The following is an 11,708-nucleotide window of genomic DNA, read 5'->3' on the forward strand; positions in this document are numbered from 1 at the left end:
AGACGCTCGACCGCACCGGCTCGCTGGAGGTGGTGCTGACGCATTGGGCCGGCGTTATCGAACCGGTGGTGGCGGCGAGGCAACTGGCTGCGCTCCATGCCAGGAGTAGCGGCCGGCTTTCGCTGCGGATGCTGAGCGAGCCGCTGGAGGACAGCGACGCCGAGGCTCGGCCTGTCGGCCACAGCGTAGTCTGGCAGCGCATCGACGAATATCTGGTGCTGTTGAAGCGGCTGTGGTCGAACGACCGGCCCTTCGACCATGAGGGCGCGTTCTACAGCATCAAGGGCGGCTTCGTGCCGCGCAAGGGTCCGCACGACGCCAACCTGACCATCCGCCTCGGCGGGCAGTCGGGCACTGCGCTGAAAGTCGCCGGACGGCATGCCGATGTGTTCGAGCTGTCTCCCGGTCCTGTCGACGAAGTCGAGCAATTGATTCGGCGCGTGCGCGGCGCCGCCGCCGAGCATGGCCGCGCCGGCAAGGTGCGCTTCGCGCTGCCAGTCCGGATCCGTCCGGAAGGCCTGGCCAGCGTGATGGATCACAAGGCCGTCGACGTGGCGGGACCGCCTGCGCGGCTGGCCCTGTCGTTGCTGCCCTTCGCCGCGCTCGGCATCGAGGAGTTCATGGTCACCGGTATCGACAGGCCAGGTGAGATCGCCCGGACCGGGCGCGAGACGATCACGCTGATGGCGAATTCGCTAGCGCGGCGCGAAGCCGATATCCCGCAGCCGGGGGCTTTTGCATCGGGAGGCTTTCCGGAAGTCCGCGCCAGCTGAGACCTGGCCGCTGCAGCCGGTCACGTCGAGGATCGTCGCTCGGTGATGGGCAAGTAGCCCATCGGGACGTTGCCCTTGGTTCCTACTGCGGTCCGTCAGCCAGTTGCGACAGCGCACTGTTCCTATCCGTCACCATGTGCAGTCCGGCTTCGCGCGCCCGACCGCCGCAGGTCGGAACTTCGGTCATGCAGTTCGAAATCGCCACAGCTGCCATCTTGCCCTATTTCTTGACTCGAATTATCATCTTCAATGTTGACTATTAAATTCATGTTTCTTACTCAGTCAGGCTGCCGCGGAAAGGCCGTGGCTCAGATCTGCGTTCCGGCGGCCGGCAAACGAAATGGCCGCGCGGATGAAGAAGCGAGGACGAGGCGTGTCCCGGAATGGTCTTCAGGCGGCGCTGGCCGCTTTGCTCATAGCGGCCGGTCCTGCAATCGCGCAGGAGCAGCCCGCAACCCAAGCGCCGGCAGCGTTGGCCCCAGTGGCTCAAATCTCGACGGTGGAGAAGCCTTCCGCGCTAGCGCTGCCGCACGACCTTTCGCCGTGGGGAATGTTCATGAATGCCGACATCGTCGTGAAGGCGGTCATGGCCGGGCTAGCCTTCGCCTCGCTGGTGACCTGGACGATCTGGCTCGCAAAGTCACTAGAAATCCTTGGTGGAAAGCTGAGGGCGCGCAGGGCGGCGGCCGCAATCTCCAATGCCGCGACGCTGATGCAGGCCGGCCGCGCGCTCGGACACAGCGGCGGCCCCGGCGTGCTTCTGGTGCGGGCGGCGGAGGAAGAGCGGGCGCTATCGGCCGGCGCTCTCGACCATGCCTCGGGCGACGGGCTGAAGGAGCGGGTCGCGTCCAGGCTCTCGCGCATCGAGGCTGGCGCGGCGCGGCGCATGTCACGCGGCACCGGCCTGCTTGCCACCATAGGCTCGACGGCGCCCTTTGTTGGCTTGTTCGGCACCGTCTGGGGCATCATGAACGCCTTCATCGGCATCTCCCAGGCGCAGACCACCAATCTGGCGGTGGTGGCGCCGGGCATCGCCGAAGCACTGCTCGCCACGGCCATGGGTCTTGTCGCGGCCATCCCGGCGGTGGTCATCTACAATGTCTTCGCTCGCTCGATAGCCGGCTATAAACAGATACTCGCCGACGCCTCGGCGGGCGTCGAGCGACTGGTGAGCCGCGACCTCGATTTCCGCACGGTGCCGCCGGCGACCGCGATGGCTGCTGAGTAACCTGCGATGGCGGCGCGGATCCGTGAAACAGGAGGCGACGACCTCGAGGAAAACCACGAGATCAACGTCACGCCGTTCATCGACGTCATCCTGGTGCTTTTGATCATCTTCATGGTCGCCGCGCCCCTGGCGACCGTCGACGTCAATGTCGACCTGCCCGGATCGACCGCCACGCCGGCGCCGCGACCGGAGACGCCTCTGTTCCTGACGCTGAAAAGCGATCTGACGCTGGCCATCGGCAATGACAGCGTGTCGCGCGACGCCTTTGCCGCGGTGCTTGCCAGCCGCACCAAGGGCAACAGGCAGACGCGCATCTTCCTGCGCGCCGACAAAAGCGTCGGCTATGGCGACCTGATGGAGGCGATGAACCTCTTGCGCCGCGCCGGCTATCTCAAGATCGCGCTGGTCGGGCTGGATACGGCATCCGGCGGGGAGGCCGCGGCACCGGCGCCTGAGCCGAGCGGAAGCCCGGCCCCATGACGCATGCGGTCCCTGCCAACATGCCCCGGCCGCGCTTCGGCTTGCGTGAAACCGGCCTGTGGACCACCGCGGCCGCGGTCGCTCTCGCGGCGCATGTCGCCGTTGCCTATGCCGTGCAGGATCTGAGCCTGACTGAGACGCCGGATGGCGGGCCGCCGCCGGCGTTGGCGATCGAGATGGCGCCGCTCATTACGGCGCCAGCCATGCCGAAAGAGGCGGCCATGCTTGATGCAGTGACCCCGGATCGGCCTGATGCAAGCGAGGAGACGGAAAAGCCTACGGAAGTGAAGCCGGTGCCCGAGACGGTGCCGGACCCGGTCGTGGAAGAGCGGCTCGCGACCGAGCAGCCGGCCGAAGCCGAGGCGGCCGAACCAGCGAACCCGGCCGTGGCGGCTCTGAGCGAGCAGGCGCCGCTGGAAGAGGTCGTGCCGGATATCATCGAGGCCGTCGCCCCCGACGTCGTGATCCCGCTGCCGCAGCCCAAGCCGGTCGACACCGACGTCAAGGCAAGCAAGCAGATCGAAGCGACGGAGAAGGCGGACAAAAAGCCTGAAAAGCCAAGGCAACGTCCGAAAAAGGAAAAGGCGCCGCCGCCCAGGGCAATGACCACTGCCAGCATCGACGCCAAGGCGGCGGCGAAGGCAGCCGCGCCTCAGACTTCCGATGCGCAGCCGCGCTCGAGCGTCAGCCCGTCGCGCTGGAACTCCAGCCTGGCGGCGTGGATCAGACGCCATACCCGCTATCCGAGCGCCGCAAGGTCCCGGCGGGCGGAAGGCACCCCGAACGTCACCTTCACGGTGGACGCGTCGGGCAAGGTCGTCTCGGCCCGGCTGGCACGATCTTCCGGCGACGGCGACCTGGACCGCGCGGCGCTGAGTGCCCTGCAGGGCGCTTCGGTGCCGGCGCCGCCGGCGGAATTGGGGGCTCGGGTTACCCGGACGGCGCCGTTCGTTTTCAGTCTGGAGGACTAGGCTTTACCGCGATAACCACGCGGAAGCAGGCGCCGGCGCCGCGCATCCGCCGTGCGCTCAACGGCCTCAAACCTTACGAAACCGTAAGAAATTCGTAAGGAATCAGACAACTCGCCTGACTAGGTTCGCCGCATCCAGCGCTCCGCGAGGGCTGGAACGGGTTCATGGACGGCGCTCCCGATCAGCCGCGCCGTCAACCGCGACCAGGGAGAGTCCGCGATGCGACTGCCGCTTTCGATCGCCGCCATAGCCGTCATGCTGGCGTTTTCGCCAAATGTCGTGATGGCCGCCACCAAGACCGCCAAGGAGTGCGACGCCGAATACGCGGCCAACAAGGATGCGATCAAGGGATCGGGCCAGACCAAGAAGGATTTCGTCGCTTCCTGCCGCGCCGGCAGCGAGGTCGTGCCGGGTGGCGCGGCAGCCGCCGCGCCTGCCAGCGTCGCGCCAGCCAAGACCACCGCCGCGGGCGGTGTGAAGACGGCAAAGGAATGCGACGCCGAATACGCGGCCAACAAGGATGCGATCAAGGGATCGGGCCAGACCAAGAAGGATTTCGTCGCCTCCTGTCGCGCCGGCAGCGAAGTCATTCCGGGCGGCGCGGCTGCCGCCGCGCCCGCCACTGTCGCGCCCACCGCAACGGCCCCTGCGGCCGGCGGCGGCGTGAAGACGGCAAAGGAATGCGATGCCGAATATTCGGCCAACAAGGACGCAATCAAGGGATCCGGTCAGACCAAGAAGGCTTTTGTCGCTTCCTGTCGCGCCGGCACCGAAACGATCCCCAGCGCGCAGAGCACGACGGCAGCCCCGCAGCCCGCGAAGCCGGCAACGGCCAACACAGCGCCGACCGTCGCGCCGTCCAAGAATGTGCAGGCCAAGACCACGGCCGCGCCCGCAGCCACCACGGCGCCGACCGGCGCCAACCAGTTCGCGACCGAAGCCCAGGCAAAGGCGCGCTGCCCGTCGAGCACGGTGGTCTGGGTGAACCTCAAATCGAAGATTTTCCACTTCGCCGGCAACCGGAACTACGGAACGACGAAGTCCGGCGCCTATATCTGCGAGTCGGACGCAACGGCCGAAGGCTTCCGCGCGGCAGAGAACGAAAAGCAGCCGCAATAACCGGGATCATCGGTATCGGAGGCGCGGCTGAACGCCGGCCGCGCCTCTCCAACCCGTCAAGTCCTCGCTACCAGCCGAACAGCAGGGCAGCTCCGCTCTGTCCGTTGCCGGTCTGCACCACATTGGTGTCGGTGTTCCTGCCGAACTGGAAGATGCCGTAGGAATCGTCGTTGCCGTTTTGCTGCAAGGTGGCCGAGTGTCCGCTGCCTTCCTGGCGGATGATGCCAAGGTTGCCGCCGCCGTTCTGGCCGATTCCGGCGTAATTGTTCCACCCCAGCTGCTTGACAGAAGCGCCACTGCGCAGCCCGTTGTAGAGCGAGTAGGCGCGCAAGCCGAGGTCCAGCGCCTCGGCGTCCTGGGTCGTTCGCGGCGAGAAGTAGAAGCCGATCGATCCGCCCGCCCGCGCCGGGCAGGAGAAAAGCGGAAACGCGACCGCCGTGGCGAGGGCGGCGGTGCCGATGAATTTTGCGATCTGGCGGTTCATGTAACGTCTCCTTGCGAGCTCGACAGGTTGATGAGCAACAGTCGCACTGCCGAGCTGAACCGCGGCGGAAGGGATCGTTCAGCCGTCGTTCAAGACATTGCTCCGACCCGGAAGAGCGAAGGGCTCCGGTCGCCCGGAGCCCTTCCTTTCGATTTGCTCAGTGGGTTGGCGCTCAGGTCGCTCCGGACACCTGCTTGCCGCAGCTGACGCTCGCTCCGCCCGCGGTCACGGTCAGCTTGACGTCGTAGGCGGCGCCGTTCGCCCCCAGGCTCATGCGGCCGAGCAATGCCGGATCGCCCGGACCGGTTTCGAAAGCGCCGCCCTGCCGGATGTTGGTGGAGCCAGACGAGCCGCCGCCCGACACGCTGACGGTGTAAGTGCCGCTGGTGCTCCTGCCGGCATAGACAACGGGTTCCAGCACGATGGCGTCGCCCTGAACCGTGTCCCGGATTTCGCAGCGCAGCGGTGCGGAATTCGAACTATCCTTGGCTGCGCCGGCGGCGGCCGCGCCGACGACCACAGCCAGGAGCGCGGCCGATGCGGCTACGGCTCGCTTGTCCAGTCTGGTCATGGGTGATCTCCTTGCTCTTCAGGACGGCGGCCGGCAATTGCCGGCCGCCCCAGGCCTCAGGGGCAATCCTGGACGAAGGCAGCGACATTGCCGCTGCCGCCCTGGCTGACATCGGCGCTGCACCCGTTGCCGACCTGGACGCCGGCGGCGATGTTGCCGTTGCCATCCTGCGTCAGGATCGCGGTGTGGTTAGAGCCGAACTGGGCAATGCCCGCGCTGTTGCGGTTGCCGTACTGGTAGGTCGCGCCGTAATTGTTGGAGCCCTGCTGTCCGATGACCGCCAGGTTGCGATGACCATACTGCTGGCCGATCGCGGTGTTGAAGCGGCCGTCCTGATAGAAATGTATGCGGTTGTGGAAACCGTGCTGGCCGCCGCCGGCCGAGTTGCGCCAGCCATACTGTTCGATGTTCACGTCGTTGGCCATGGCGGGCGCGACGGCGGTGAAGCTGACGATGGCGGCAAAGGCCGCGGCGATGATTGATGTGCGGGTCATGGGGATTGCTCCTTCGATGCGGCGGGGAAACCGCGGGGGGTTGAACGGCTCCTTTGTAGGGCATCCCGCCGGAACGCAGGCTGAAGGCTTCATTCAGCGAAAATTCATGGCCTGCCGAGGCCGAGCGCGGCGAGAAATTTATGCCGAGGGCGCCAACGCTGCTGTATCGGGCAACGTCCATCGGTGCTAAAGCCTGAGGCGTTTACTCATCTATTCCGGAATCCGAATGACCGTCCACACCCGCCGCAGACTCCTGAAAGGCGCCGCAACCGCCGGCGCGGCCGGTATCGGTTTGTCGGCCATGGGCAGGCTTGCCGGCTGGGCGGCGCAGAAGCCCGAGCCGGTCGTCCTGAAGACCGCCAGTATCGAGGCTAGGCTGACAGAGGCCGGCGCGACGAGAAACGTCCTGACCTGGGGCGAAGCCGGCATGCCGCCGGTGATCAGGATGAGGAAGGGCGAGCCCTTCGCCGCGCGGCTGATCAACGGCATCGACGACCCGACGACGATCCACTGGCACGGCATCCGCGTTCCGAACAAGATGGACGGCGTGCCGTTCCTGGTGCAGCCCTATGTCTATCAGGGCGATCATTTCGACTACGGCTTCACGCCGCCCGATGCAGGCACCTTCTGGTACCACCCGCATTGCAACACGCTGACCCAGATGGGCCATGGGTTGACCGGCGTAGTCCTGGTGGAGAACCCGAAAGATCCCCAATTCGATTTCGAGGTGGTGATCAATCTGCGTGACTGGCGGCTCGGTGACGACGGCCAGTTCATCGAGCAGTTCCGGCCGCGCGACGCGGCAAGGACCGGGACCTATGGCACGGTGCGCACCGCCAACTGGCTCGACCAGCCGCAATATGACGCGCCGGCGGGCGGGCTGGTGCGACTGCGGGCCGCCATCACGGACGTTACCCGCATCTACGCATTCCGCGTCGACGGCGCCGAGGCGGCGGTGATCGCGCTCGACGGCAATCCGGTGCCGCAACGCTTCGCGCCCGATGCCTTGCAGCTGGGGCCGGGCCAGCGGCTGGACCTCGCCATCCGCATGCCGGACGAGGAAGGCGCCATCGTCAGCCTGCGCGACGTCCGGGGCACCAAGCCGAAGGTCCTGGCGACGCTGCGCGCGGTCGGAAAATCGCTCAAGCGCGATCCGCGCGACCTCGCCCCGCTCGAGGCCAATCCCGTGGCGGAAGTGGATATCGCCCGCGCCCAGCATATTCCGTTGGCGCTCAGCGCGACGGCGGAAAACGTGCCCGGCGACGGCATCTGCGGTTCGCTCGGCTACAGCTTCTGGGCGATCAACAAGGTGCCATGGCCGGGCGACACGCCGGACCCGACCGCGCCGCTGGCCGAGCTCAAGCTCGGCAGGAGCTATGTCATCGACATGGAGAACCTCACGCCGCACGCGCACCCGATCCATCTGCATGGCATGAGCTTCAAGGTATTGTCGTCGTCGACGCGCCAGGTGCAGCCGCAGGTCACCGACACCTATCTGATCCAGTCCAACGAAAAGGTGCAACTCGGCTTCGTCGCCGACAATCCCGGCGACTGGCTGCTGCATTGCCACATCATCGAACACCAGAAGACGGGCATGACCAGCTACTTCCGGGTGGTTTGAACGGTTCGTGGGGTACCCTCGTTCTCAAGCGTCCCGCAGCATCCAGCCTTCGTTTGTCGCGTATCGGACGAGCGCGGCGCGCGTGCGCAGTCCCAGTTTTTCACTTGCCCTGGCGCGATAGGTTTCAACTGTCTTCACGCTCAGCGACAACTTGCTCGATATCTCCTTGTTGCTGAAGCCCTTGGCGACCAGTTTGACGACCATCGCCTCGCGTTCGCTCAGCGGATCGGCATCGGTCGCGGCGAAGCGAGGCTCGACCAGGATTTTCGCGGCCACGCCTGGGTCGATGTAGAGGCCTCCCGCCAGCACCGACCGGATCGCGTGGATCAGTTCCTCGGCGGCCGAGCGCTTGAGGATAAAGCCACGTCCTCCGACCTCGAGCAACTGGCGGACATAAGCCGTCTCCTCGTGCACGGTCAGCGCTAGGGCAGCCACATGCGGAAAGAGCGTGCGCATCCGGTCGATCAGGACGATGCCGCTGACGCCGGGCAAAGACACGTCCACGACTACGATATCGGGTGCCGTTTCGGCGATGCCGATGAGGGCGTTCTCGACGTCGCCTGCCACGCCTGCCACTTTCAAGTCGGCTTGCGCTTCCACCATTGCGCGAATGCCAGACAGGACGACGGGATGATCGTCGACGAGGAATACACGGCGACAAGGGGCCATCTGGTTCATGTTACGCTCACTTCGGTTTGTTTGAACGCTGCCGGCAGCGACGCATAGATGGTTGTTCCCTGGCCCGGGGCGCTTTCCACGGCAAAGCGTCCGCCAACCAGGGCCAGCCGCTCGCGCATGCCCGACAATCCGAAACTCCTGGACCGGCTCTTTCCAAGAACCTCGGTGTCGAACCCCTTGCCGTCGTCTTCCACGACGATCCTCAATTGTCCGGCCGCATGTTGCGCCGTGACGCTGATCCACTTCGCCTCGGAATGCTTGGCGACGTTGGTCAGCGCTTCCTGGACCACGCGATAGACGGTCACCGACCCTTCCTCGTCCATCGGATGGCCAAGGGCCTCCAGATGAATGTCCGCCGCCACGTTGAGACGTTCGGCCCAGGTGGCAACCATATCTTCGACGGCTTGTTTCAGACCAAGGTCGCTGAGCATTGTCGGACGTAGGGCCGACGCCGTGTGGTGGACCTGGATGCTCATGTTCTCGACGATCTTGCGGACGCGGGCAAACGAATCCCTCAGCCTCGGCAGCTCGACCGCATCCTCCAGCGCCTTGAGCCCCAACGACAGGGCGGTGAGATCCTGGCCCATCGCGTCGTGCAGTTCGCGCGCGATACGCAGGCGCTCGTCTTCCTGGGCATTGACCAGCCGCCGCGCCAGCATGGCACGCTCCTTGGCCATTTCCTTGCGCTCGGTAACGTCGGTGAATGCCATCACCGCCGCCGAGATAGTGCCCGAGGCGCTGAAGATCGGGGCCGCATTTATCGAGAGGCAACCGCTCGTGCCGTCGCCGCGCTTGACCCACATCTCTTCGTCGATGACCACCTCGCCTTGCCGGATGGCGCGGGTGATGGGCAACTCGTCGTGTTCATAGGGCCTTCCGTCGGCGTGATATCCCTTCTGCTTGCTTTGTTCCCAGAGGTTCACGCCCGAGGTCAGGGTCTGCTTGAGCAGGCGCTCGTGCTGGTCGTTGGCGGAAATCAGGTTGCCGCTGGGCGCCTCGACCACCAGCACCCCGACCGGCATGTTTTTCACCACGGCCTGAAGCCTGGCCTGGCTGCCCTGCAATTCGCCGCTCGTGAGAATCCAGTCGCGCTCGACTTCCGCCATGCGCCTGGCCGAACGCATCAGCGCCCAGGCGAATGCCATGATCAGCACGATCCCGACGGTCAAGAGCAATTCCACCGCAACGTAATGCTGCGGGTGATGTGTCAGCACCGTCGCCCAGGCAAAGGTACATGCCAGCGCCAGGACGCCGATCCGTAAGGTCGCCCCGGCAATCTGCTTATGAAGCCCCAGCCAATCATGGCGCATGATTTTAGACACCGGCTGCATGTCAAGGTCCATCTCGAGCCTCAGACTTACGGCGGTAATCTGCCCGTCCTACAACGGGGTCGCGGAGCGCAAGCAAGTTTGTGGATTTGGCCGCAATACGGCCGGCCCAGCCCAAACCCTCCCCAACCCAGGTCGGTGGGATGATAGGCCCTTTTGCCTATCCTGTCTGTCGGGCTTTTCCCGAAGTCGGGGCGGGCAAGCAGCTCACGCAAGTGGCCAAAAATCGGGCTCTCTCTCGGGGCCGCCATGATCGCTGCCCGTCGACCTCAACTGGTTTATATGAGCGATAACTTAATTACAATTCGCGCGATGCTGTTGTCGAACGGTAAACTCAAAGAAGAGCCTGCGGAGATAGGAAATGTCATCGCCTCCACTGCAATCTTGTTTGCCCGGAGGGGCCTTCCCCGACACGAGTTCTATTGGAAAGCATGACGAGAGTGGGCGGCGGCAACGCCGGTGCCGGCGGGGGTGAGCGGTAACGGCACAGTAACACCGGCGGATCCAGCGGAGGCGGTGATGTCGATAGCGCCGCCCGTTCCGGCCATGAATGGCCCGGCAAGCCGAATATGGTAACGGCAACGTGAACGACGATGTGGCCTACCGTTGAGCGGCGGAACCGGCGAGGCCGGCGCGAAAGCAATGAATTGAGGATCGGCTGGTGGAGCTGAGGGGGATCGAACCCCTGACCTCATCATTGCGAACGATGCGCTCTCCCAGCTGAGCTACAGCCCCGTTCCAGCGGATCGGCTTGTATCGGGACGGGCGGTTTCCTGTCAAGGTGAAACGGCTTCGCGCGACGGCAGATCCACCGGGCGACGGGTTCGCGGGCCTTGCCGGTTTCGCGCGCAATGGCTACATGTCGGCAACAATCGGAGACCGGCATGATCGCCCTTATTCAAACGATCGTCATGGCGCTTGACCTCTATTGGTGGGTCATCATCGCTTCGGCTATCTTTTCCTGGCTCTATGCCTTCAATGTCGTCAATTCGCGCAACCAGTTCGTCGGCACCATCGGCAACATGCTCTACCGGCTGACCGAGCCGGCATTGCGGCCGATCCGCCGCTTCATGCCCGATCTCGGCGGCATCGACATCTCGCCGATCATCCTTTTGCTGATCATCTTCTTCATCCGGCAGTTCCTGCTCACCACCGTGATTTCGTGGGTGGTCTGAGTTCGTCCAGGCGATGAGCGCGCCGTTCCGGCCGCGCGACGACGGCATCGACCTTTTCGTGCGGCTCACGCCGAAGGCGGCGCATGATCGGATCGACTCTGTCGAGACGGTCGCCGACGGGCGCAGCCACCTGAAGGCACGCGTGCGTGCCGTTCCAGAAAACGGCGCCGCCAATGCAGCGCTGGAGAGAGTGGTCGCCAAGGCGTTCGGTGTGCCGGCGTCGTCGGTCTCGGTCGTTGCCGGGGGCACCTCGCGGCTAAAGACGCTGCGTATTCTGGGTGATCCGGCCGTGCTGGCGAAGAGCGTCGAGACGCTGACCCGGTAGTACGCGCTAGTCTCCCAGCGGCAGCTTCGGATCGTCGACCTTCAGCGTGTTCACGCTCTGCTTGATGCGGCGCAGGTTCTCCAGCACCTTGGGTCCACGCGATTCCGCCACTGTGGTGGCGATCATGTCGAGTATGGCCAAAAGCGCGTAGCGAGACGAGGTCGGCTTGTAGATGTTGCCGTCCTCGAAAGGCTGCAGAAGGATGACCGTGTCGGCGACCTTGGCCAAAGCCGAGTCCGGCGCCGTGATGGCGACGGTCGCCGCGCCATATTGCTGCGCGACCTCGACCGCCTCGATCACCGAGCGCGCATAGCCTGACACCGAAAACGCGACCAGCGTGGTCTCGGGCGTCGCCACCGCGGCATACATGCGCTGCAACTGACCATCGATCTGGGCAAGCGCGGATAGGCCCAGCCGGAACAGCCGGTTCTGCATCTCGGTCGCCATCATCGAGGAAATGC

At 65.0% G+C, this 11,708-nt stretch carries 14 protein-coding genes and 1 tRNA gene; 8 read left to right on the plus strand and 7 right to left on the minus strand.

Annotated elements, in window-relative coordinates; all coding sequences use genetic code 11:
- The 5 genes from Q0L57_RS29135 to Q0L57_RS29155 form a co-directional block, all read left to right on the plus strand.
- A partial coding sequence (locus Q0L57_RS29135; RefSeq protein ID WP_296746546.1) for an LLM class flavin-dependent oxidoreductase occupies positions 1-773 on the plus strand: 773 nt, incomplete at its 5' end.
- Between the two features lie 373 nt (positions 774-1,146).
- On the plus strand, positions 1,147-2,001 hold the full coding sequence (gene exbB / locus Q0L57_RS29140; protein WP_296746547.1) for a tonB-system energizer ExbB: 855 nt from the start codon (positions 1,147-1,149) through the stop codon (positions 1,999-2,001).
- A 6-nt stretch (positions 2,002-2,007) separates the two neighbouring features.
- The gene (gene exbD, locus Q0L57_RS29145) at positions 2,008-2,481 is read left to right on the plus strand and encodes a TonB system transport protein ExbD (protein WP_296746548.1); all 474 of its coding nucleotides are present in this window, start codon (positions 2,008-2,010) and stop codon (positions 2,479-2,481) included.
- On the plus strand, positions 2,478-3,452 hold the full coding sequence (locus tag Q0L57_RS29150) for an energy transducer TonB (RefSeq protein WP_296746549.1): 975 nt from the start codon (positions 2,478-2,480) through the stop codon (positions 3,450-3,452). Before exbD ends, Q0L57_RS29150 begins: the two co-directional genes overlap by 4 nt.
- Before the next feature lie 219 nt (positions 3,453-3,671).
- Positions 3,672-4,571, plus strand: coding sequence for a hypothetical protein (locus tag Q0L57_RS29155; protein ID WP_296746550.1), 900 nt, complete (start codon positions 3,672-3,674; stop codon positions 4,569-4,571).
- Between the two features lie 67 nt (positions 4,572-4,638).
- Here Q0L57_RS29155 and Q0L57_RS29160 read toward each other — a convergent pair whose 3' ends face one another.
- The 3 genes from Q0L57_RS29160 to Q0L57_RS29170 form a co-directional block, all read right to left on the minus strand.
- The gene (locus Q0L57_RS29160; protein ID WP_296746551.1) at positions 4,639-5,055 is read right to left on the minus strand and encodes a curlin repeat-containing protein; all 417 of its coding nucleotides are present in this window, start codon (positions 5,053-5,055) and stop codon (positions 4,639-4,641) included.
- Positions 5,056-5,227: 172 nt separating this feature from the next.
- A complete protein-coding gene (gene csgH, locus Q0L57_RS29165) occupies positions 5,228-5,626 on the minus strand; it encodes a curli-like amyloid fiber formation chaperone CsgH (RefSeq protein WP_296746552.1) in 399 nt (132 codons plus the stop codon).
- A gap of 56 nt (positions 5,627-5,682) precedes the next feature.
- Positions 5,683-6,120, minus strand: coding sequence for a curlin (locus Q0L57_RS29170; protein ID WP_296746553.1), 438 nt, complete (start codon positions 6,118-6,120; stop codon positions 5,683-5,685).
- Between the two features lie 226 nt (positions 6,121-6,346).
- Between Q0L57_RS29170 and Q0L57_RS29175 the strand changes: the two genes are divergently transcribed.
- Entirely contained in the window at positions 6,347-7,741 is a 1,395-nt protein-coding gene (locus Q0L57_RS29175; protein ID WP_296746554.1) for a multicopper oxidase family protein, read from the plus strand.
- Positions 7,742-7,765: 24 nt separating this feature from the next.
- Here the strand turns inward: Q0L57_RS29175 and Q0L57_RS29180 are convergent, their stop codons facing one another.
- From Q0L57_RS29180 to Q0L57_RS29190, 3 genes are all read right to left on the minus strand, one after another.
- Complete coding sequence (locus Q0L57_RS29180; RefSeq protein ID WP_296746555.1) at positions 7,766-8,419, minus strand: response regulator transcription factor; 654 nt, start codon at positions 8,417-8,419, stop codon at positions 7,766-7,768.
- Entirely contained in the window at positions 8,416-9,762 is a 1,347-nt protein-coding gene (locus Q0L57_RS29185) for an ATP-binding protein (protein WP_296746556.1), read from the minus strand. The genes Q0L57_RS29180 and Q0L57_RS29185 overlap by 4 nt, the downstream gene beginning before the upstream one ends.
- A 644-nt stretch (positions 9,763-10,406) precedes the next feature.
- Positions 10,407-10,482: transfer RNA gene (locus Q0L57_RS29190), tRNA-Ala, on the minus strand.
- A gap of 149 nt (positions 10,483-10,631) precedes the next feature.
- On the opposite strand from Q0L57_RS29190, the gene Q0L57_RS29195 reads away from it, so the two are divergent.
- Both Q0L57_RS29195 and Q0L57_RS29200 read left to right on the plus strand, forming a co-directional pair.
- Complete coding sequence (locus Q0L57_RS29195; protein WP_296746557.1) at positions 10,632-10,922, plus strand: YggT family protein; 291 nt, start codon at positions 10,632-10,634, stop codon at positions 10,920-10,922.
- Positions 10,923-10,935: 13 nt separating this feature from the next.
- Positions 10,936-11,247, plus strand: a complete 312-nt coding sequence (locus Q0L57_RS29200) for a DUF167 family protein (RefSeq protein ID WP_296746558.1) — start codon at positions 10,936-10,938, stop codon at positions 11,245-11,247.
- Positions 11,248-11,253: 6 nt separating this feature from the next.
- Here Q0L57_RS29200 and Q0L57_RS29205 read toward each other — a convergent pair.
- Positions 11,254-11,708, minus strand: a 455-nt coding sequence (locus tag Q0L57_RS29205; protein ID WP_296746559.1) for a MurR/RpiR family transcriptional regulator, incomplete at its 5' end; no start/stop codon positions are given.

This window comes from Mesorhizobium sp. (assembly GCF_024509055.1).
In the GTDB taxonomy this organism is placed as follows: Bacteria; Pseudomonadota; Alphaproteobacteria; order Rhizobiales; family Rhizobiaceae; genus Mesorhizobium.